The organism is Streptomyces sp. ATexAB-D23 (genome assembly GCF_000373645.1).
Lineage (GTDB): Bacteria > Actinomycetota > Actinomycetes > Streptomycetales > Streptomycetaceae > Streptomyces > Streptomyces castrisilvae.
Genome location: NZ_KB892033.1, coordinates 1 through 20,164 on the forward strand (window position 1 = coordinate 1; position 20,164 = coordinate 20,164).

A 20,164-nucleotide genomic window follows, 5' to 3' on the forward strand; every position below is an offset into this window, starting at 1 on the left:
GATGAGGTGGGTGAAGTCGGCGCCGGTGCGGGGGCGCTGGTCCGGCGCGGAGCGCTTGCCGTAACCGGGGTTGGCCATCGGGTGGTCGGGCGCGGGTTCAGCACTAAACTGGCTGGCAGCCATCTGATCGGTACTCCATTGCTTTCGATCGAGGTGGTCAGGCCCTTGTCGGTGTTTCCTCACCGGCAGGGGCCGTCTTGGTGTCTGTGTCCTCGCTGAAGCTAGAGCGCGGCTACCTGGCGTCGCAACTCGAACGCGGAAAGTCAACCCTTGCGGGTCACGAGGGTGGGCGGGTGGGTGCAGGCCCATCCGCCCATTCCACTCAAAGAGCGCTCGGGGCTCGGAGCTTGAGCCCCGAGGTTTTCGTCCCCAACTTGACGGTCGGATTCTCGTCAAAGTGACATGATGGATACTTCACTGAACAAGGGAGTTGGGCTCATGCAGTGGACCGTCCATGGCGAGCGGCAGATCTACGACAACCCATGGGTGAACCTCTGGCTCGTGGACGTCCAGCAGCCTGACGGCCGGCGGTGGGAACACCATGTGGTCCGGATGCGGCACCTGGCCGTAGCGGCCGTGGTCGACGACCAGAAGCGCGTGCTGATGATGTGGCGGCACCGGTTCATCACCGACACCTGGGGCTGGGAGCTTCCGATGGGCCTCATCGAAGCCGACGAGACTCCGGAACAGGCGGCTGCCCGTGAGGTCGAGGAGGAGACCGGCTGGCGGGTGAAGGGCGTCAAGCCGCTCGTGTACGCGCAACCGGCGAACGGCATCACGGATTCCGAGCACTTCGTCTTTCGTGCCGAGACCGCCTCGTATGCGGGCCCGCCGACCGAGTTGAACGAGTCCGACCGAATCGAGTGGATTCCGATCGCGGAGATCCGGGGCATGATCGACCGCCGGGAGATCGTCAGCAGTGGCAGCCTGGTCGGTCTGCTGTATCTACTCCTGGACGAGGCGACAAGCAGCTCGTAAGAGGTCAGTCGAGGGCCTCGCTTCGACCTCGCCGCGCCGACGGCACGAGGATCATCGAGGCGCGCACGCTCGGACCAGGAGCGTCCCCAGGGAGCCGGCGTCCGGGTGGGGCAGCACCTCCGACCGGATGTCCACGAAGCCGTGGAGCTTGAGCACACCGGCCCACTGCTCCGCGCTGTACTGCCACCGGTACACCGTCAACTCCTTCTCGCGGCCTTCCAGCCACTTCCCGCCCATCTGCTGCGCCCCGAACTGGCCGGTGATCGGCTCCCGGTGCGAGAAGGCGAAGACGCCGCCCGGGGACAGGCGGCGTAGGACGCGCGGGGCGAGGGCGTCTGGATCGGTGAACCAGACCGCGCCCCATGTCGAGTAAATGGCATCCCACCACCGCAGATCACCGTCGAGGAAGGCGCAGGCCTCCGCGTGGACGAACTCCAGCCCGGGGACGTCGCTCCAGAACTCGCGGGCGCGGCGGACCTGAACGGGCGAGAAGTCCACGCCGATGACTTCGACGCCGGCCCGGGTCAGGAAGGCCGCGTTCTCGCCCTCGGCCGGCCCCAGGTCGAGCGCGGTCTTCGGCTCGCCCAGGACCTCTGCCCCGGGCCCGGAGCCGGGGATGCCGGTCCAGTCGAAGCGGTCCGCCACCGGGCGCCGCTCGGCTCCCTCGCCTCTGTGAGGCTTGTACTTGTCCCAGTACTCGGCTGCGGTCATGGGGCCGGCGCTGGACATGTGAATCCTCCGGGGGAGAGACGAACTCCAGTGGCGCCACGCTACCGACGGCACCCCCGGGACGTATGTGAAAGTCAAAAACCATCACATATAGGCATGAAGAGTGCCCGGGTCCGCGTGAAGCGGTCCCGGGCACAAGGGATCAGCCCAGCCCTGCGGCGTCAGTGGCAGCTCGCCCCGGGGTGGCACGGCCCGCACTTCGCGAAGTCGGCTTCCCACAGCGGCCAGTCCACGGGGAAACCGTTGTCAGCGATGATGTGAGCGGTGCGCTCCACGGAGCCGTCGTGCTTGAACTCGATCTCCGGGATGTGCTCCAGGAACCTGCCACCGAAGTTCGTCTCGCAGAACTCCCGGTAGTTGCGGGTGTCGAGGATGAACACGTGGACCGCGATGTCCACGATCCGCCCGCAGCACATCTCCAGGCCCTGGCCGAATTTCTCCATGGCCGTGATGAGGTACGAGACGGCGCCGGCGAACAGACGCTCCGCCATGACCTTGTCGAACGGGTAGTCGCGCATGAGCAGAGTGACCTCACGGTCCCACACCTCCGGGGAGACGAAGGTCCTCGGGTCGCGAGTGACGGTGTACGTCTCCCGATCCCTTTCGATTAATGGTGTTGCCATGGGTGCCCTCCGATGTAGTCGGGTTGCGTGGCTCTACCTGCCCGGCCGCAGGATGGCGGCCTGGCCACCCGCTCGCCCCAGGCCGGATACCTGGGTGACGCGGGAGCTACGAGGGCCCGCCGACGAGATGCGAGCGGGGGCCGTGCCGAGTTGTCGGTCCTGCCGTCCCGGCTGCACGCGCGAGCGCGCAGCCGGGACGGAGCGGCCTCACTGGCGTGCCAGCACGGGGCTGGTCTGCTCCGGCGCGGCTGCGCCGCTGCGGTGAGGGTGTCTGCGGAGCAATACGCGGCAGTCCGTCGCGCGAGAGTAGTCACCGACCCGCGAAGCTGCCGTCTCTTCCGAGCGCAGCCGCTCGCAGTGTGCACACGCCGTCATGATGCACTCCTTGGGTCTGGTCTTTGTTACGGGATAAGGGGCGTCCGTGGAGTCGCTGCATCCTCCAGAGCGGCCCGAAGCGCCGCTGTATCAGTGAGGAGCCTGTCGTCTGCCGGGCAGACCCGCCAATACGGGCCAGGCCCAGAGGTTCGTCTCGGCGGCGGGAACACGACGTGAGCGCCAGGCCCGAGGATTCGGGCACCGGGCACATCGGGGGGCTCCCACCTGGCCGCCGACCCGGGGGGCGATGAAGAAATACATGCACCCCTCGTGCGGGTCCTGAAGAGCGGCACCAACGAGGCTTCCGAGGATGGAGACCGCGTCATTGCCAACGCTGCGAGGCACGCGGACGGCGTCCCACGCCTCGCCCGCGCCTTCCAGCCGACAGTGCTTGATGGTGGGCGTGGACGGCACCTGAGCCTCCCGTAGCTGTGATCGTCCACTTAGGTTGGCTTGCGTGCCTTCTCATTTCGAGGGCTTTCAGAGGACTCTTCTCGGCATGAAAGAGGACTTTCATGCATCCTTCCGGGGCGCGGGTGGCTAGCGAGAGGGCCTGGTGCGAGACTGGCGGCATTGCCATGAGGGAGGACCACCGTGCCACCGAAGCCCAGCAACGTCCGTCTGAAGTCCGCTCGCCTCGCTGCCGGTTATCACTCACAGCAAGCCCTCGCAGCAGCGCTTGGTGTCGGTGTTCGGCAGGTACGCCGGTGGGAGTCGGAGAATCCGCCATGGCCACACCCCGAGCTCGGCGAAGCCCTCACGCGGACCCTTGGCCAGGACCTCAATGCGCTGGGGTTCAGTCCTCCGGACGGGCGCGACCGCCGAGATGCGAGGCGTCGCGGCCTGACAGGGGGCACGGTCGGCCTTGCCACCGTTCCTGTGCAGGCGACCGCCACCATGCAACCCGCGTCCGTCGCACCCGACTTCGAGGCCGTGACCCGGTCGCATCGACGCCTGTACTGGTCCGTCGCCCCGGCAACCCTTCGCCCAGCCGCGATCGCGCATGCCACCCTCGGATGTGCCCTTCTCCCGGAGACAGCTGGGCAAACGCGGCGTAGGGTGGCCGCCGCACTCGCGGAGACCTGGCTGCTGGCAGGCCGGATCGAGTTCTTCGACCTGTGCGAACCGGACCACGCGAGCAACACGCTTCTCCGCGCCCTCCAGGCAGCGGGCGAGGCCGACGATCCGCTGCTCGGTTCCGCTGTCCTTGCCCACATGGCTTTCATCCCCGCTTGGGCTGGCCGCCGGGATGATGCAGCAGAGCGAATGGTTGCCGCCCGGACCTACGCCCGCCGCGGCGCGCCGTCGGCGGGACTGCTGGCATGGCTGGACGCGGTCGAGGCCGAGTGCGAAACCCGGTGTGGGAACATCAGGACGGCTCTCCACCTGATTGGCCACGCCGAGGACGTGCTCGATGCAGGCACCGGACACGCATCGCCTGACTGGCTGGACTGGTTCAGTCCGGTGCGCCTGGGCGCCTTCAAGGGGAACACTCAATTGAAGGCCGGGCACCTGCCGCAGGCCCGGACAACTCTCCTCAGGGTTCTCGAAGAGTTGCCGGCCGCCGAGGGCAAGCAGCGCAGCGTGGTCCACGGGGACCTGGCAGCGGTCGAGGCGGCGACGGGGAACCCCGACGGTGCCTGCGAGCACGCCCGCCGCGCCCTCGATCAGCTAGAGGCAACCTGGTACGCGACGGGCATGGACCGGGTGCGGGAAGTGCGGCGCGCGCTGACCCCTCATCAGCACGAGCAATGCGTGCGTGACCTCGATGACCGGTTGTACGGGTGGTCGACGACGGTCAGCGCCCTCGCGCGTTGAACTCCGCGATCTTCGGCGAGAGTTCGAGGAGGGTTTCCACACGGAAGGTGGGGAGAGTGAGGGCTTCGTCGGTGTTCCACTGGATCGTCGCCCAGGGGCCACGGCGCACCAGCGCGGTGAGCATCCCGGCAGCTGCTCCGGGGCGCAGGTCGTTGTCCACGCGATCTCCGACGTAGAGGGTTTCCCCGGGGTCGGCGGGCACTACCTCGGCCACGCGGCGGAAGAAGGCCGGGTCGGGCTTGCTCGCGCCCCAGTCGTCGGAAGTCCCGATCAGGTCGACGTCCTCGGAGAACAGCTGGCGAAGGATGGCGCCGGCGCGGACAGTCTGGTTGCCCGCGATGCCGAGCCACAGGCCGTCGGCCCGCATGGCGTGCAGGGCGTCTCGGACATCTGGGTACAGGTCTTCTTCCCCGAAGTGCTCCGGCTTGCCGGCCTCAGCGCGGCGCTCCCGTTCGGCGTACAGGTCGAAGCCGGGCTGAAACTCCTGGAAGACATCTCGGTAGTCGCGGCCTTGGGCGATGACGGCCCCGAACATGGCGGCGAAGGTGTGCCGCGGGACGCCGAGCCAGTCGGCCCAGGTTCCGTACTCGCGGGTCTCGTCCACCAGGCACTCACCGACGTCGAATACGACTGCGCGAATCATGCGCCGAATCCTACGCAAGCCGTGTTGGCACCTGCGGTGACCACTTTGTACCGCTCCGGCCGACGTGCAGTAGCGCGGCCTGCCACGGACTCAGCTCCAGGCGCCGTGGAGGTCCTCCGGCGTGAGGGTGGGGGTGTCGGCGGTGCAGCCGTTGCGGGTGACGGCGAGCAGGGGGGTGGTGTCGTCGGCGCCGGGGAGCTGGGAGCGGTGGGTGATGAGGCGGGCGAGGTCGCGGTTGTCGAAAGGCTTGTTCTCCAGCCACTTGATCGAACCCACGAGGGTGATCTTCTTGGCGATGGGGGCGCGGTCGGCGCCGACGAGGTCGATCTCCGGGTCGTTGGTGCGGGTCCAGTAGCCGCCGATCACATTCGTGCCCTCGGGTAGTTGCCCGTCGTCGGGGCCGAGTCGCCACAGAGCTTCGCGGATGACGGGCTCGATGGCCCGGCCCCGCCAGGACGTCCAGCCGGCACGGATGGTGTCGAGGACGCGGTCGCCCCGGCCGCGTTCGATCGCGGGGATGCCCGGACCGATGAAGGAGAGCCAGAAGCGCAGGTAGGGGTCATCGATGCGATAGCGGGTCTCCCGGCTGGGTTTGGTGGAGAGGGGAAGCTCCGCGGCGACCATGCGACGCGAGGTGAGAAGCTCCAGTGAGCGGGACAGCGAGCTGGGGTTGAGACCGCCGGCAGCTCTGCCGATCAGGGTGAAAGTGCGCTCGCCGTGGCCGATGGCGCCCAGGACGGTGCGGGCTTGCGCCTCGACGGGGAACTCGGCCGCCAGGGACCGTTCGCCGCTGACCAGGAGGGCGGAGGTCGGACTGCGCAGAGCCTGTTCGAGGTACTCCCACAGCCCGGCGCCCTGCGGCCACTCCTCCAGGATGAGCGGGAGCCCGCCGGACACCAGATAGGCGTCGAAGGCGTCGGCGGGCGGCAGATCGAGCATCGAGGCGACCTCGGCCGGATTCAGCGGCGGCACGACCATTTCGGTCCCCCGCTGGTAGAAGGGCCGCCCGTAGGTGTTGAGCTGTTCCATCATGGCGATGTCGGAGCCGATGAGGACGAGCAGAACGGGCAGTTTCGACAGCGTCCGGTCGAATGCCTTCTGCAGCGCGCCCTCGAAGCTCGGGTCCTCACGTACGAGGTAGGGCATCTCGTCAAGGACCACCACGCTGGGGGAGTCGGTGGGCAGCGCGGAGGCGAGCATGGTCAGCGCGGCGTCCCAGGTCAGCGGGGCGGCGAAGTCCCTGAACCGCGCCACGTCGGGAAGTCGGGAAGAGGCCACCTCGGCGGCGAAACCCGCCAGATCCTCCTCACGGGAGCCGCCGACGGCAGTGAAGAACACATGCGGCAGGCCCGTCTGCTCCAGGAACTCCTCCACCAAGCGGGACTTGCCCACCCGGCGGCGCCCGCGGATCAGGACGGCCCGCCCCGGGCGTCCGCTGCGCCCGCCCGTCTTCACTGGCCGCAACAGATCGTCCAGAAGTCTGAGCTCGGTGCGGCGTCCGATGAATCCGTTCACGGCAGTCCATCTCCATGATCCAGGCGTTCGTTCATGTTACTTCCATTCATGATACTCTCATGAATGGAAGTAACATGCCTCACGTAGAGTGACGTCTGTGTTTGGGGCGGTCCGATGGCGGAGTCCGGTGGCGGCCGAGGATGGGACTTGAGACCCGGGGCGGTGTGAGGAAGGGTCTGTGGCCATGGAGTACTTCTGTTACCACCGAGACCGGCCGGGCTCCCTCGCGTTGCGCGAGGAGCTGGTGGAGGAGCACTGGTCCTACATGGACCGGTACGTGGAGGAACTGAGCGCCCGCGGCCCGACGTTCACCCACGATGGTGAGACGCTCACCGGAAGCGTCCACATCGTCGATCTGCCCGACGCCGCCGCTGCCCGCGCGTTCGCCTTCGACGAACCCAACTACCAGGCCGGAGCGTACCGGGACGTGCTGCTGCGCCGGTGGCGCAACCTGCTGGGGCGCACCATGTGGGACTTTCCCGGTGACCGCAGCAGTGGCAGCCAGTACCTGGTCCTCGGCCTCGGCGAGGGCCCGGCAGCCGACCTCGACCTGCCGCCCGGCCGGGACGAACTGATCGCGTACGGGCCACTGCTGGCCGACGACGGTGACACCTGGCTCGGCACGGCCGCGCTGGTCCGGGCCCCGGACCCGGACGCGGCACGCGGCATCCTGACCCAGGACCGGTACGCGGACATCGAGGTCCACGCCTGGGAATTCGGCGGACGCCGCTGAACCAGGGCCCCCGGGGTGAGGCCGCGTCGGCCGCGGCTCACGCCCCCGTATCCACCAGCAGCTCGTGCACCCCGTAGTGGAGCATGTCCGAGCGGAGCGGGACCTCCTCGGCGGGGGTGGCCAGGCGCAGGGCCGGGAAGCGGTCGAAGAGCATGGGCAGGGCTGTGCGCAGGGTGGCGCGGGCCAGGTTCTGGCCTATGCACTGGTGCTCGCCGTGGCCGAAGGCCACGTGGCCCTGGGCTTCGGCCGTGATGTCCAGGCGGTCCGGGGCGTCGAAGTGTCCGGGGTCGCGGTTGGCGGCGGAGAGGGCGAGGACGACCGTGTCGCCCGCCTTGATACGGGTGCCGTTCAGCTCGACGTCCTCCAGGGCGGCTCGGCTCGCCCCCAGGTGGGAGATCGTGAGGTAGCGCAGGAGCTGTTCCACCGCGTTGTCGGCCAGTTCGGGGCGGGCGCGCAGGAGGGCGAGCTGGTCGGGGTGGGCCAGCAGGGCGAACGTGCCGAGGGCCAGCATGTTGGCCGTGGTGTCGAAGCCGCCGCCGAGCAGGGCCCAGGCGATGTTGACGACCTCCTCGTCGGTGAGCCCGTCGTCGGCGGCGAGCTCGCCGAGCAGGTCCGTGCCGGGGTCGGCGCGCTTGGCCGCGACCAGTTCCTGGAGGGCTTCGGCGATGACCGTGCAGGCTTCGATCAGCTCCTCGACCGTGTAGTGCATCCGGGACAGCACCGCCAGGTGGCCGGCCAGCGGTTCGCGCAGTGGCTCGGGCACGCCGAGCATCTCGCACATCACCCGGACCGTGAGCGGTTCCGCGAAGGTGCTCACCAGGTCGACCGGCCCGTCGGCGCCGGCCATGGCGTCGAGGTACTCCTCCGTGAGGCGGGTGATCATCGGGGTCAGCGCGGCCACGCCCCGCATGGTGAACCGGCGGGTCAGCAGCCGCCGGTAGCGGGAGTGGTCGGGCTGGTCCATCTTGATGAACGCGCCGGGGGCGGCGGGCGGCGGGTCGTAGTCGGTCATCGGGAAGGGCGGCGGGATCGGCAGGGCGATCAGCTCGTTGCGGTGGCTGAAGCGGCGGTCGCTCAGGACGGCCCGCACATCGGCGAGCCCGGTGACCAGCCAGCCGGCGCCGTCGCCCGGACCCACGGTCAGTGCGAGCGGGGCGACCGGGCAGGTCTCGCGCAGCTCCGCGTACTCGGGGGGCGGGTCGAAGGGGCAGGTCCGCGCCGAGGGCAGGGTGACCGGCGGGTGCGCCACGGGCGCGGGGCCGGCGTCCGGGAGCTGGGTCATGTCGTCTCCAGGGACAGTGCGTGCAGTCGCTGTTCGATCGCGTCGGCGGCCCGGGTCGCGCCGCCCGCCGACCGGACGTGGTGCCGCATTCGCCGTACGCGCTCCCGCAGGGGGGCGTCGTCCGCGACGTCGAGTACGGCGTCGCGCAGGGCCTGTACGGAGGCGTCCTCGCGCCGCACCGCACGGGCCAGGCCCAGTTCGGTCAGCCGCCGCGCGTTGACGTGCTGTTCCGGGTGGTGGGGTACGACGACCATGGGCACGCCGGCCCGCAGCCCCTCCTGGACGCTGCCCATGCCCGCCTGGCACAGCAGGACCGAGGTGTGCGGCAGGACCTCGGCCAGCGGGACCCAGGGGTGCGCCTCCACATGGGGCGGCAGCGGGCCCAGCTCCTCGGGGGAGACGCGTTTGCCGAGCGCGAGCACCAGGTGCCAGGGCTGGTCGGCGAAGGCCTCGACGCAGTCGCGGAAGAAGCCGGGGTGGTTGTTCACGGTGGTGCCGAGCGAGACGAGCAGCACCGGCCGCCCGTCCGCGGGCGGCTGCCAGGCCGTGCCGTCGTCCGCTGGGGCCGGCGGCTGTGTCGTCGGGCCGACGAACACATGGTGCCCGTCGAAGGTGTCGCCCGCGAACTGGAACTCCTTCGGCACGAACGCGACCGTGAACTCCTCGTGCCCGTTGAACAGTTCGGCCTGCTGGTCCTCGCGCAGGCCGCTGCCGGTCACGATGTCCTTGAGCCGGTCCGCGAAGGCGACGATCGCCGGGTGCGCCGGGTCGATCCGCCCGGCGAACTCCTGGTGCTGCTCGGAGAGGTTGAAGTGCTCGTTCGAGATGAACGTCGGCGAGAGCTGCACGCTGGGCCGCCCCCAGCGGGCGGCCAGCAGCCGTCCGGTCAGCCACAGCGTGGTGTCGTAGGCGACGACGTCCGGCGGGCCGTCCGCGAAGCAGGCCTCGATCGACGGGAGCACGGCCGTGCTCGCGTCCAGCAGCTTCAGCGGGGCGCGCGCGCACTCGTCGGCGTCGATGACGTCCGGCGGCGGGTCGGAGGACAGCGGCGGGTCGTACAGGCGGGCCTCCGCTCCCGTGGCGCGGACCCGGTCCTGGAACTCCTCGGTGGTGAAGCAGGTCACCCGGTGGCCGCGGGCCACGAGTTCGGCGACCACCGGAAGCGCCGGGACCATGTGCCCGTACGCCGGGTAGGGCAGGAAGGCGAAGTGACGGGACGGCTCGGTCATGACGCGGCCGCCCGGGACTCGATCGTGTCGGCGGCCAGTTCCGGGCCCCGCCGGGCGGCGATGCTCGCGGACAGCTCCCGTACCCGTCCCTGGGCCGCCCGGTCCTCGGAGAGGTCCAGTACGGCGGCGCGCAGGGTCTGCGCGTCGAGTGCGTCGGGGGCGATGGACCGGCCCAGGCCCAGTTCTGCCACCCGTGCGGCCACCAGGTCCTGTTCGCCGGTACGGGGCACCACGACCGGCGGGACGCCGAAGGACAGGGCCTCCATGGTGCTGCCCATGCCGGCGTGCGAGACGAAGGCCGAGGCGTGCTTAAGGACCGAGAGCTGGGGCACCCAGGGGGCGGCCTCGACGTTCGGCGGGAGCGGCCCGAGGTCGTCCGGTGTGACCAGGCCACCCAGCGACATGACGACGTGCCAGGGCAGGTCGGCGAGCGCGGCGAGCGCGTCGCGGTAGAAGGCCGCCTGGTTCTCGTACCCGAAGCTGCCCAGCGCGACGAGCACCACCGGGCGCCCGTCGCCGGGCCGCTGCCAGGTCCCTTGCAGGGCGCGGTCGCCGATGCACGGTCCGGCGAAGACGTGCCGCTCGTCGAACGTCTCGGTGCCCGGCTGGAACTCGGGCGCCACGAAGACGACGATCCGCTCCTCGGCGGCGCCGGTGAACTCCTCGTTCGACAGCCCACCGAGCCCGTGCGCGTCCAGCGTGGTGCGCAGCAGCTCCTGGGTCCGGGCCAGGGCCGGGTGGCCGGGGTCGGGCGCGGACATGGTGGCGGCGAGCTCGGCGTACGGGTTGCAGGTCTCGCTGACGACGAACGTGGTCGCGGTCATCACGGTGGGCAGCTGCCACTTGCGGGCCAGCAGCCGGCCGGTGGCGTAGCCGAAGCCGTCGTAGACCATCACGTCCGGGCGGTCGTCGCCGAGCCGCTTCTCCGCTTCGGCGAGCGGCGCGAACGCCTCGGTGAGGTGCTTCTCCGCGGCCTCGGCCATGTCGTTGCCGGTGATCTTCGCCGGGATGGCGACGGTGTTCCACGACTTCGGTACGACCGACTCGTACGGGATCACCTCGGCGCCGGTCGCGGCGACCACGCCGGCGAACTGGTCGGCGACCACGTACGTCACCCGGTTGCCGCGGCGCACCAGTTCGGCGACGACCGGCAGCGTGGGGTTCACATGGCCGTGGGCCGCGTAGTTGAAGAAGGCGATGTGCCGGCCGCTCACCGGAGGCCCACCATTTCCCGCAGCTTCTCCGAGGAGGTGTCCACCGGACTCGTGAGCCGCGTCTCCATGTGCTTCCTGGCGGTGTCCATGACGTACTCGCCGTAGCCGGACTTGGTCAGCCGCGAGCCGCGCCGGTAGCAGGCCTCGGCGTCGATGAAGCCGCGCCGCAGGGCGATCTCCTCGATGCAGGCGATGCGCACGCCCTGGCGGCGCTCCAGCACCTGGACGTACTGGCCCGCGTCCATGAGCGAGTCGTGGGTTCCGGTGTCCAGCCAGGCGAAGCCCCGGCCGAGGTCGACCACGTTGGCCTTGCCGTCCCGCTGGTAGTGGCGGATGACGTCGGTGATCTCCAGTTCGCCGCGCGCCGACGGCACGAGGTTCTTGGCGATGTCCACGACGTGGTTGTCGAAGAAGTACAGGCCGGTGATGGCCCGGTCGGTGCGCGGGCGCACCGGCTTCTCCTCGATGCTGATCAGCCGGCCCCGCGCGTCGACCTCGCCCACGCCGTAGCGCTCGGGGTCGGAGACGTGGTAGCCGAACAGGACGCAGCCGTCCAGGTCGCGGCGGCTGTCGCGGAGGCAGTCGGACATGCCGGGCCCGTAGAAGATGTTGTCGCCGAGGATCAGCGCGACCGAGTCGTCGCCGATGAAGTCCGCGCCGATGACGAACGCCTCGGGCAGGCCGTTCGGCTCGTGCTGCACGGCGTAGCTGAGCCTGAGGCCCAGCTCGGACCCGTCACCGAGCAGGCGCTGGAAGAGCGGCTGGTCCTCGGCCGTCGAGATGATGAGGATGTCCCGGACGTCCGCGAGCATGAGCACGGACAGCGGGTAGTAGATCATGGGCTTGTCGTAGACCGGGAGCAGCTGCTTGGAGACGGCGAGGGTCACGGGGTGCAGGCGCGTTCCGGCGCCCCCGGCGAGGATGATGCCCTTCATGGGTGAGTCACTTCCTTAGGTGGCGCGTGGTGGGTGCGTGGACGTCCGGGACGGCGCATCAGGCGTTCGACCACATCGGCTCCGCGCGAGGCGCCTCCCGCCTCGTGCACGTGCCGGCGCATCGCGGCCACGGCGGCCGCGATACGGGGGGCGGTGGCGACCTCCTCGACCGCCGCACGCAGCGCGGCCGGGTCGGCCGACTCCCGCATGAGGACGCGCCCCAGGTCGAGGCCGGCGGCCTGGCGGGCGATGACCCGCTGGTCGATGTGGTACGGCACGAGGACCATCGGGACCCCGTGGGCGAGCGACTCCATGACGCTGCCCATGCCGGCGTGCGTGATGAACGCGGCGGCGTGCCGGAGGACTTCGGGGTGCCGGAGCCACTGGTGGGTCTCCACATGGGCGGGCAGCGGTCCCAGCTCATCGGCGGTGACGCGGTGGCCGAGGGTCACCACGAGATGCCACGGCGAGTCGGCCAGCGCCTCGACGCAGAAGCGCAGGAAGGCGGCCTGGTCGGGGGTGTAGGAGCTGCCCAGGGAGAGCAGCACGACCTTGCGGCCCTCGGGTGGTTGCCAGCCGCCGGGGTCCGGGGTGGTGTCGTCGGACGGATCGGCGAGACAGGGCCCGATGAACGAGAACCGGTCGTCGAAGGTCTCCGCGGCCGGCTGGAACTCCTTCGGCAGGAAGACGATGTTGTCGCCGTGCTCCGCGCCGAAGCCGTCGAGCGGGGAGCCGTCGATGCGGTGTGCGTCGAGCAGCCGGCCCCTGCGCTCCACGAACGCGCCGATCGCCGGGTCGGCCGGGTCGATGGGTTTTGGGGGCGGTCCCGTCACCTCCTGGTTCTGCCGCTCGGACATCGAGAAGCCGGGGCCGGACGCGATGGTCGGGCACAGCTGGAGCACCGGCACGTCCCAGGCGCGGGCCAGCAGCCTGGCCCCTTCGGAGGCGGCGAGGTCATGGGCGATGACGTCGGGCCGGTCGCCGTCGAAGCGGGTCACCGCCGTCTCCAGCGGGGCGAGCGCCTCCTCGAAGAAGGCGAGGATGTTCTCCAGGGCCGAACCGGTCGGCCCGTTCGCCCACGGGAAGCGCGACGGGTAGACGACGGCCTCCGCGCCGCTGCCCCGGACCAGCTCGGTGAAGCGCTCCGTGACGAAGCAGGTGACCCGGTGCCCGCGGCGCACCAGCTCGGCCATCATGGGCACGGCCGGTGCGATGTGCGCGTACGCGGGGAAGGTGCAGACACCGACGTGTCCGCGCGGGCCGGGTGGCTGCCGGTGCGCGGGGCCGTCCTGGGCCGGCAGCGCGTTCACAGGAGCGCGCTCCGCACGGCGTCCACGACCAGGTCGATCGCGTGGTCCGGCAGCTGGGGGCCGATGGGCAGGCTCAGCACCTCGTCGGCCAGCCGCTCGGTCCTCGGCAGGCCGGCGGCGGGTTCGAGGCCCTGTCCGGCGTAGGCGGGCGTGTGGTGGACGGCCACCGGATAGTGGATCAGCGTCCCCACGCCCGCCTCCTCCAGCCGCTCGCGCAGGAACTCCCGGCGCGGGGTGCGCAGCACGTACTGGTGCCAGACCGGCTCGGCCCACTCCGCCTCCTCGGGGGTGGTGAGCCCGTCCAGGTCCGCGAGCGCCTCCGTGTAGCGGCGGGCGATCGTGCGGCGCCGCTCGTTCCACGCGTCCAGGTGGGGGAGTTTCGTGGCGAGTACCGCGGCCTGGATCTCGTCGAGCCGGGAGTTGGCGCCCTTCTCCTGGTGCACGTACTTCTCGCGGGAGCCGTAGTTGCGCAGCAGCCGGATCCGGTCGGCCAGCTCGGGGTCATCGGTGACGACGGCGCCGCCGTCGCCCAGGGCGCCCAGGTTCTTGCCGGGGTAGAAGCTGAAGGCCGCGACGTGCCGGCTGCCGATGCGGCGGCCCCGGTGGCGGGCGCCGTGTGCCTGGGCCGCGTCCTCCAGCACGGCGAGGCCGTGCCGTTCGGCGAAGCGCTCCACCGCGTCCAGGTCGACCGGATGCCCGTACAGGTGCACCGGCATCACGGCCCGGGTGCGCGGAGTGCGGGCCGCCTCCAGCAGGTCCGTGTCGATCTGGAACGACCCCTCGCCCGGTTCCACGGGCACCGGGCGCGCCCCGGTGGACGAGACGGCGAGCCAGGTCCCGATGAAGGTGTGGGCGGGCACGATCACCTCGTCGCCCGGACCGACCCCGAGCGCCCTGAGCGCCAGTTCGAGGGCGGCCAGGCCGCTGCCGGTCGCGACGCAGTGGGTGTTCTCGCAGTACGCGGCGTAGGCCGCCTCGAAGGCTTCCAGCTCGCGGCCCAGGATGTAGCGGCCGGAGCGCGACACCCGCAGCACGGCCGCGTCGATCTCCTCCTGGGTGCCGGTGGCCGCGTGCATGTCCCGCAGGTCGAAGAAGGGAACCTTGGTCACGCCTGCCTCCGGCTGTCTCGCAGGAACTCCTCGTACTCGCGGTAGTAGTCCGCCTCGTCGTAGTGGTGCGACGCCAGGACGAGGCAGACCCCGCCCGGGGTGAAGTCACTGAGGTCCCGCCACACCATCGGCCCGACGTACAGGGCGGTCCCGGGGGTGTCCAGGCGGTACGAGGTCTGCTGGTGGCCGTCGTCGACGCGGATGGTGAAGCCGCCGTGGGCGGCGATGAAGAGCTGCTCCAGCTCGCGGTGCGCGTGCCCGCCCCGGGACGTTCCGCCCGTCAGGTCGTGGAGGTAGTAGACACGCCGGATCGGGAATCCGGCCGTCCACTCCGACTCGGCGACCGAGATGCAGCCGCGTTCGTCCTTGTGCTGTTCGAGATCGATGAGCCGGCTGGGCTTGACCCTGCCGACGGGCGTCTCGGTGGTGCTCGCTGCCATGGCAGCCACTCCTCGTTCCTGTCCGGCGTGCGCTGGGCACGGCTGTGCCGGGTCCGGGTCCGCTACTGCGCGGTGGTTTCGGTACGCCGTCGAGCGGTCACCTCGGGCCCGTGTGCGACGGCGGCCCGTACGACATCGCTGATGATCCCGATGTCGTCGGCGCTGACCCCCGGGCCGGTGGGCAGTGCGAGCAGTTGCTCGCACAGGGCCTCGGCGTGGGGGAGCGGCACGGTCGACTCGTCGGCGTACGGCTGAAGTTGGTGCATGGCTTCCGGGAAGTAGGGCTGGGCGACGATGTTCTCCGCGCGCAGCACGTCGAGCAGCACGTCCCGGTGCAGGCCGGCGGCCTCCTCGTCCACGGTGACCATCATGTAGTGGTGGGTGTTGCGGTGCCGCGCGTCGTACTCCAGCGGCAGCACCCCCGGGACCGCGGCGAGCGCGGCCCGGTAGGTGTCGTAGTTGGCGCGGTTGTGCGCGACGGTGGACCCCAGCGCGTCGAGCGAGGTGAGGCCCATCGCGGCGGCGGCCTCGTTCAGCTTGCCGTTGGTGCCCACCTCCTCGACCCTGCCGCCGGCCCCGAAGCCGAAGTTGCGTACGGCCCGCATACGGGCGGCCAGCGCGTCGTCGTCGGTGACGATCGCACCGCCCTCGAAGGAGTTGACGATCTTCGTGGCGTGGAAACTGAACACCTCCGCGTCTCCGAAGCCCCCGATCGGGGTGTCCTCGTGGGTGCAGCCCAGTGCGGGGGCCGCGTCGAAGTACAGCCGCAGCCCGTTCGTGTCGGCGATCTTCTCCAGCCGCCGTACGTCGCAGGCCTGTCCCCACAGATGGACGCCGATGATCGCCCGGGTCCGGGGCGTGATCAGCGCCTCGACCCGGTCCGGGTCGATCAGGCCGGTCACCGGGTCGACGTCGCAGACCACCGGCCGCAGACCACGCCACCGCACGGCGTGTGCGGTGGCCGGGAAGGTCAGCGCCGGGACGATGACCTCGTCCCCGGGCTCGCCGCCGGTCGCCCGGTCCCCGACCAGCATCTGCAGGGCCACGGTCGCGTTGCACAGCGAGACGCAGTGCCGCACGCCCGCGAGCTTTGCGACCCGCGCCTCGAACTCGTGCATGAGCGGGCCCATGTTGGACAGCCACTCGTTGTCCAGGACCTGGTTCATGCGGTCGAGGAAGAGCCGGCGGTCGCCCTGGTTGGGCCGGCCCACTCGCCGGTCCTCCAGGAAGGCGGGTCCGCCGCCGAAAAGTGCCAGATCCTGTGTGCTGTGCTTCATCCGAATGTCCCCCTCCGGGAGCGCGGGACCATGTCAGACCCGTCTTCGGTACGCCTGGATGGCCAGGGGGGCGAAGACGGCCGTCAACACCACGGTCCACGCCAGCGTCCACCAGACCGAGTTGCCCACCGGCCCGCCGGAGGTCAGCGCGCGCAGCGCCGTCGCCTCCTGCGAGATCGGATTGATGTCCGCCCAGGTCCGCAGCCAGCCGGGCATGGTGTCCGTCTTGACGAACACGTTGCTGCAGAAGGTGAGCGGGATCGCCAGCATGCCGGTGAGCATGTGCACCGTGGTGGCGGACTTGGCGGCGAGGCCGACCAGCATCGAGACCCACGCCATCCCCGTGGCGAACAGCGCGATCAGCAGCAGCCCGCCCAGCGTGGACCCGAACCCCGTGCGCATCTCGAAGCCCTGCGCCGCGCCGACGACGAGCAGCATGAGCAGCCCGGCCATGACCCGTACCAGGGTGCCGATCAGATGGCCGATCAGGGGCGCGATCCGGGCGATGGGCAGGCTGCGCAGCCGGTCGAACAGGCCGTTGCTGATGTCCTGGTGCAGTCCGGTGCCGGTGGCGAGCACGGAGGTGACCGACGACTGCACGATCAGCCCCGGCAGGGCGTACTGGAGATACGTCGCGGTGTCCCCGGCGATCGCCCCGCCGAAGACGTACACCAGGAGCGCGATCACCATCAGCGGCTGCACGACGGCGAAGCCGATGATCTCGCCCGGGTTCGACTTGAGGTGCAGCAGATTGCGTCCGCCCAGGGTCAGGCAGTGCCGGACCGTCGTCACCGGGCCGAGCCGGTGTTTCACGGGGAGAAGCGGGGCGAGCGCCGTCATGAGCCGGCCCCTTCCGCCCGGCCCGCGAGCACCGGCTCGCCGGCCGGCCGGTCCGCCAGGACGTCGTGGTCGTCCTTGCCCCGGCTGCCCGTCAGCGACAGGAACACCTCGTCCAGGCTGGGCCGGCGCAGCGCCAGCTCGACGACCTCGATGCCCGACTCGTCCAGGCGGCGCAGGACCGCGCTCGGCAGGGCCGTGTCATTGACCTGGGTGCGCAGCTGGGTGCCGTCCGTGACGGGCCGGTTCCCGCTGAGTTCCTCGATGATCCGCCGGGTGGTCTCGACGTCGCCGCCCGGGGCGAGCTGGATCTCCAGCGTCTGCCGTTCCGTCTTCGCCTTCAGCTCCGCGGGGGTGCCGGTGGCGATGGCCACGCCTCCGTCGATCACCACGATGTCGTCGGCGAGCCGGTCGGCCTCGTCCAGGTACTGCGTGGTCAGCAGGACCGTCGAGCCGTTGGTGACGAGCTTGCGCACGATGTCCCACAGCTCGTAGCGGCTCTCCGGGTCCAGTCCCGTGGTCGGCTCGTCCAGGTACAGCACCGAGGGCTCACCGACCAGGCTGACCGCGAGGTCGAGCCGGCGGCGCATACCGCCGGAGTACGTCTGCGCCTTGCGGTCACCGGCATGGGTCAGTCCGAACCGCTCCAGCAGCTCCGAGGTCCGGCGCCTGGCCGCGGCGCGCTTGAAGCCCAGGAGCCGCGCCACCAGGGAGATGTTCTGCGCCCCGGTGAGGTGCTCGTCGATGGCCGCGTACTGGCCGGTGAGGCCGATGATCCGGCGGACCTCGTGAGGGTTGCGCGCGACGTCGTACCCGCAGACCCGGGCGATGCCCCCGTCCGGCGGCATCAGCGAGGCCAGGATGCGCACCGCCGTCGTCTTCCCCGCCCCGTTCGGGCCGAGGACGCCGAGCACGGTGCCCCGGCGCGCCGTGAGGTCGAGGCCGCTGAGCGCGTTGACCTTGCCGAACCGTTTGACGAGGCCCTCGGTTTCGATGGCGTACGTCATCGGCCGGCCGCGCTTCTCGGCGGTGCCGTGTGCTTCATGGGTTCTCCAGACTTCGGGAAGGACGGGGCAGCCGGTCGGCGGTCGGCTGCGAGGCTCGGGCCGGCCTTCCGGTAGCCCGGCGTATCCATGCGCACGGCCGGCATCCGGGGAGGACGGGAACCCATGTCCCGTCGGCCGTCGGTCTCTAGGGAAGTCGGCGGATCGCGCTCGCGGCAGCTCATCGGCGGGGATCTGAGTGAACACCTAGACCGGTCCGGCCCCCCTGGGTCAGTTCCCGCCGCCGTGTTCACCTGGTACGCGACGCCATGGGCCGGACCCGGTCACCCGACCGGAACAGGAGCGCCTCACTGACAGACGAACCGGGGAGACACTATGCCGCGGACCATCGGAACCGACGTCCTGCGTCATGCGGACTCGACCCTGAGCACGCGGCTCGCGGAGTCGGCGCGTGCCACCGGAGGCGTGGCCACCAGCCCGGAGCAGTTCGAGAAGTGGTTCGCCGAGCGCTGCGCCGCGCAGGTGCACGAGGTCAACCGGATTCCGTTCTCGCGGCTGCGGAACTGGTCGTTCGCCGAGAACAGCGGCCATCTGGTGCACGACACCGGCCGCTTCTTCACGGTGGCGGGCCTGAAGGTGGAGGTCGACGAGGGACCCGTGAAGGAGTGGTCCCAGCCGATCATCGTGCAGCGGGAGATCGGGCTGCTCGGCATCGCCGTACGTGAGATCGACGGGGTGCTGCACCTGCTGATGCAGGCGAAGGCGGAGCCGGGCAACCCCAACGGGGTGCAGCTGTCGCCCACCGTGCAGGCCACCAAGAGCAACTACACCGGAGTGCACCAGGGGCGGCTCGTGCCCTATGTGAAGCACTTCGCCGAGGCCGAACCGCGCAGCGTGGTCGCCGACGTCCTCCAGTCCGAGCACGGCGCCTGGTTCTACCGCAAACGCAACCGCAACATGGTCATCGAGGTGGGGCCCGAGGTCGAGGCCGGCGAGGACTTCTGCTGGCTGACCCTGGGCCAGGTGCAGGAGCAGCTGCGCATCGACCACCGGGTGAACATGGACACCCGTACGGTCCTGTCCTGCCTGCCCGGATTCGGGGACGACGGCGAGCGGGGCGGTCTGCACACCGAGACCGAGATCCTCAGCTGGATCACCTCCAACCAGGCCGTCCACGACGTGGACTCCACCGTCGTCGGCCTGCGGGACCTGCCGGGCTGGCGGCAGTCGGACTGGTCGATCTCGCACGAGAGCGGACTCTTCTTCAGCGTCACCGCCGTGGACGTCGTCGCCAACAGCCGGGAGGTGGGCGGCTGGACCCAGCCGCTGTTCGAACCGCACGGCGTCGGCATCGCCGCCCTGCTGGTCAAACGGTTCGGCGGCGTGCTCCACGTGCTGCTGCGGGCCCGTATCGAACCCGGCTACATCGACGCCATCGAACTCGCACCCACCGTGCAGGGCACCCCCGAGAACCACGCGCGGCTGGGGGGAGCCGTCCACGAGCAGTTGCTCGACATCGAGCGCCGCCTGAGTACCGACCGCGTGCTGTACGACGCCGAGATGTCGGAGGAGGGCGGCCGCTTCCACCACTCCCGCAGCCGCTACATGATCATCGAGGTGGGCGACGACCACTTCGACGAGGAACCGCCCGGATTCCGCTGGATGACGCGGCCCCAGATCACCTGGCTGCTCCAGCACCGGCACTACCTCAATGTGCAGGCCCGCAGCCTCATCGCCTGCCTGCACGCCTGCGCGGACTGATCCCATCCGGCACCTGACAACGCACCGTCACACATCCGGCAGAGAGAAGGGGCATCCCATGAGCGGAAGCATCGAGCAGCGCACCGACAACGAGCGAAAGGTCCGCGTCGAACTGGTCGGCGGGCCGGCCGACCTCCCGCAGGCGCAGCGGACGCTGCACATCGACGCGGACCGGGCCCAGCAGAAGATCAAGATCAAGTACTACGGCGGATACCAGCACTTCGAGCCCTCCGACGAGGCGGGCGGCAACGGCCGGCCGTCGAGGACCTTCCGCTGGACCGGGTTCACCAAGATCGCGGAATAGGCGGGATCAGCGCGCCCCATGGCCTCCGTCTCGGAGATCTTCCCGTTC

The 20,164-nt window shown here is 70.3% G+C and carries 19 protein-coding genes; 5 read left to right on the top strand and 14 right to left on the bottom strand.

Annotation, left to right across the window (positions count from 1 at the left end):
• Positions 1–438 precede the first annotated feature (438 nt).
• Positions 439–978 (top strand): NUDIX hydrolase, encoded by a 540-nt coding sequence (locus B082_RS0124920; protein ID WP_018554516.1) that lies wholly within the window; start codon positions 439–441, stop codon positions 976–978.
• 51 nt (positions 979–1,029) lie between these two features.
• On the opposite strand, the gene B082_RS0124925 is transcribed toward B082_RS0124920, so the two are convergent.
• Both B082_RS0124925 and B082_RS0124930 read right to left on the bottom strand, forming a co-directional pair.
• Complete coding sequence (locus B082_RS0124925; protein ID WP_018554517.1) at positions 1,030–1,707, bottom strand: class I SAM-dependent methyltransferase; 678 nt, start codon at positions 1,705–1,707, stop codon at positions 1,030–1,032.
• A gap of 161 nt (positions 1,708–1,868) precedes the next feature.
• Positions 1,869–2,330, bottom strand: a complete 462-nt coding sequence (locus B082_RS0124930; protein WP_037710878.1) for a glycine-rich domain-containing protein — start codon at positions 2,328–2,330, stop codon at positions 1,869–1,871.
• A gap of 969 nt (positions 2,331–3,299) precedes the next feature.
• Between B082_RS0124930 and B082_RS0124935 the strand changes: the two genes are divergently transcribed.
• Positions 3,300–4,523, top strand: a complete 1,224-nt coding sequence (locus B082_RS0124935) for a helix-turn-helix domain-containing protein (protein ID WP_026250173.1) — start codon at positions 3,300–3,302, stop codon at positions 4,521–4,523.
• Here the strand turns inward: B082_RS0124935 and B082_RS0124940 are convergent.
• Positions 4,504–5,166: an HAD family hydrolase gene (locus B082_RS0124940; protein ID WP_018554520.1), complete on the bottom strand. Its 663-nt coding sequence runs from the start codon at positions 5,164–5,166 to the stop codon at positions 4,504–4,506. The two genes, B082_RS0124935 and B082_RS0124940, sit on opposite strands and share 20 nt — an antisense overlap.
• 90 nt (positions 5,167–5,256) lie before the next feature.
• Positions 5,257–6,681: an ATP-binding protein gene (locus B082_RS0124945; RefSeq protein WP_018554521.1), complete on the bottom strand. Its 1,425-nt coding sequence runs from the start codon at positions 6,679–6,681 to the stop codon at positions 5,257–5,259.
• Between the two features lie 184 nt (positions 6,682–6,865).
• Here B082_RS0124945 and B082_RS0124950 point away from each other — a divergent pair, with 184 nt between their 5' ends.
• Positions 6,866–7,414: a YciI family protein gene (locus B082_RS0124950; protein WP_018554522.1), complete on the top strand. Its 549-nt coding sequence runs from the start codon at positions 6,866–6,868 to the stop codon at positions 7,412–7,414.
• A 37-nt stretch (positions 7,415–7,451) separates the two neighbouring features.
• Here the strand turns inward: B082_RS0124950 and B082_RS0124955 are convergent, their stop codons facing one another.
• From B082_RS0124955 to B082_RS0125000, 10 genes are all read right to left on the bottom strand, one after another.
• Positions 7,452–8,696, bottom strand: coding sequence for a cytochrome P450 (locus B082_RS0124955; RefSeq protein ID WP_018554523.1), 1,245 nt, complete (start codon positions 8,694–8,696; stop codon positions 7,452–7,454).
• Positions 8,693–9,925, bottom strand: a complete 1,233-nt coding sequence (locus B082_RS0124960) for a macrolide family glycosyltransferase (protein ID WP_018554524.1) — start codon at positions 9,923–9,925, stop codon at positions 8,693–8,695. Before B082_RS0124960 ends, B082_RS0124955 begins: the two co-directional genes overlap by 4 nt.
• Positions 9,922–11,139 (bottom strand): macrolide family glycosyltransferase, encoded by a 1,218-nt coding sequence (locus B082_RS0124965; protein ID WP_018554525.1) that lies wholly within the window; start codon positions 11,137–11,139, stop codon positions 9,922–9,924. Before B082_RS0124965 ends, B082_RS0124960 begins: the two co-directional genes overlap by 4 nt.
• On the bottom strand, positions 11,136–12,074 hold the full coding sequence (gene rfbA, locus B082_RS0124970) for a glucose-1-phosphate thymidylyltransferase RfbA (protein ID WP_018554526.1): 939 nt from the start codon (positions 12,072–12,074) through the stop codon (positions 11,136–11,138). Before rfbA ends, B082_RS0124965 begins: the two co-directional genes overlap by 4 nt.
• Entirely contained in the window at positions 12,071–13,384 is a 1,314-nt protein-coding gene (locus tag B082_RS0124975) for a macrolide family glycosyltransferase (protein WP_018554527.1), read from the bottom strand. The genes rfbA and B082_RS0124975 overlap by 4 nt, the downstream gene beginning before the upstream one ends.
• Positions 13,381–14,493 (bottom strand): aminotransferase class I/II-fold pyridoxal phosphate-dependent enzyme, encoded by a 1,113-nt coding sequence (locus B082_RS0124980; protein ID WP_018554528.1) that lies wholly within the window; start codon positions 14,491–14,493, stop codon positions 13,381–13,383. Before B082_RS0124980 ends, B082_RS0124975 begins: the two co-directional genes overlap by 4 nt.
• Positions 14,490–14,933, bottom strand: coding sequence for a sugar 3,4-ketoisomerase (locus B082_RS0124985; protein ID WP_018554529.1), 444 nt, complete (start codon positions 14,931–14,933; stop codon positions 14,490–14,492). The genes B082_RS0124980 and B082_RS0124985 overlap by 4 nt, the downstream gene beginning before the upstream one ends.
• 62 nt (positions 14,934–14,995) lie before the next feature.
• Positions 14,996–16,210 (bottom strand): aminotransferase class I/II-fold pyridoxal phosphate-dependent enzyme, encoded by a 1,215-nt coding sequence (locus tag B082_RS0124990; RefSeq protein ID WP_018554530.1) that lies wholly within the window; start codon positions 16,208–16,210, stop codon positions 14,996–14,998.
• 33 nt (positions 16,211–16,243) lie between these two features.
• Positions 16,244–17,050, bottom strand: a complete 807-nt coding sequence (locus tag B082_RS0124995; protein ID WP_018554531.1) for an ABC transporter permease — start codon at positions 17,048–17,050, stop codon at positions 16,244–16,246.
• The gene (locus B082_RS0125000) at positions 17,047–18,054 is read right to left on the bottom strand and encodes an ATP-binding cassette domain-containing protein (protein ID WP_018554532.1); all 1,008 of its coding nucleotides are present in this window, start codon (positions 18,052–18,054) and stop codon (positions 17,047–17,049) included. The genes B082_RS0124995 and B082_RS0125000 overlap by 4 nt, the downstream gene beginning before the upstream one ends.
• Before the next feature lie 372 nt (positions 18,055–18,426).
• On the opposite strand from B082_RS0125000, the gene B082_RS0125005 reads away from it, so the two are divergent.
• Both B082_RS0125005 and B082_RS0125010 read left to right on the top strand, forming a co-directional pair.
• Positions 18,427–19,812: an NDP-hexose 2,3-dehydratase family protein gene (locus B082_RS0125005; protein WP_018554533.1), complete on the top strand. Its 1,386-nt coding sequence runs from the start codon at positions 18,427–18,429 to the stop codon at positions 19,810–19,812.
• A gap of 58 nt (positions 19,813–19,870) precedes the next feature.
• Complete coding sequence (locus B082_RS0125010) at positions 19,871–20,116, top strand: DUF5988 family protein (protein WP_018554534.1); 246 nt, start codon at positions 19,871–19,873, stop codon at positions 20,114–20,116.
• Positions 20,117–20,164 lie beyond the last annotated feature (48 nt).

What these genes read in the sequence shown, in the direction of transcription:
- B082_RS0124920 (WP_018554516.1), top strand. Translation starts at nt 439, where the DNA reads ATGCAGTGGACCGTCCATGGCGAGCGGCAGATCTACGACAACCCATGG.
- B082_RS0124925 (WP_018554517.1), bottom strand. Translation starts at nt 1,707, where the DNA reads ATGTCCAGCGCCGGCCCCATGACCGCAGCCGAGTACTGGGACAAGTAC.
- B082_RS0124930 (WP_037710878.1), bottom strand. Translation starts at nt 2,330, where the DNA reads ATGGCAACACCATTAATCGAAAGGGATCGGGAGACGTACACCGTCACT.
- B082_RS0124940 (WP_018554520.1), bottom strand. Translation starts at nt 5,166, where the DNA reads ATGATTCGCGCAGTCGTATTCGACGTCGGTGAGTGCCTGGTGGACGAG.
- B082_RS0124950 (WP_018554522.1), top strand. Translation starts at nt 6,866, where the DNA reads ATGGAGTACTTCTGTTACCACCGAGACCGGCCGGGCTCCCTCGCGTTG.
- B082_RS0124955 (WP_018554523.1), bottom strand. Translation starts at nt 8,696, where the DNA reads ATGACCCAGCTCCCGGACGCCGGCCCCGCGCCCGTGGCGCACCCGCCG.
- B082_RS0124960 (WP_018554524.1), bottom strand. Translation starts at nt 9,925, where the DNA reads ATGACCGAGCCGTCCCGTCACTTCGCCTTCCTGCCCTACCCGGCGTAC.
- rfbA (WP_018554526.1), bottom strand. Translation starts at nt 12,074, where the DNA reads ATGAAGGGCATCATCCTCGCCGGGGGCGCCGGAACGCGCCTGCACCCC.
- B082_RS0124985 (WP_018554529.1), bottom strand. Translation starts at nt 14,933, where the DNA reads ATGGCAGCGAGCACCACCGAGACGCCCGTCGGCAGGGTCAAGCCCAGC.
- B082_RS0124990 (WP_018554530.1), bottom strand. Translation starts at nt 16,210, where the DNA reads ATGAAGCACAGCACACAGGATCTGGCACTTTTCGGCGGCGGACCCGCC.
- B082_RS0124995 (WP_018554531.1), bottom strand. Translation starts at nt 17,050, where the DNA reads ATGACGGCGCTCGCCCCGCTTCTCCCCGTGAAACACCGGCTCGGCCCG.
- B082_RS0125000 (WP_018554532.1), bottom strand. Translation starts at nt 18,054, where the DNA reads ATGACGTACGCCATCGAAACCGAGGGCCTCGTCAAACGGTTCGGCAAG.
- B082_RS0125005 (WP_018554533.1), top strand. Translation starts at nt 18,427, where the DNA reads ATGCCGCGGACCATCGGAACCGACGTCCTGCGTCATGCGGACTCGACC.
- B082_RS0125010 (WP_018554534.1), top strand. Translation starts at nt 19,871, where the DNA reads ATGAGCGGAAGCATCGAGCAGCGCACCGACAACGAGCGAAAGGTCCGC.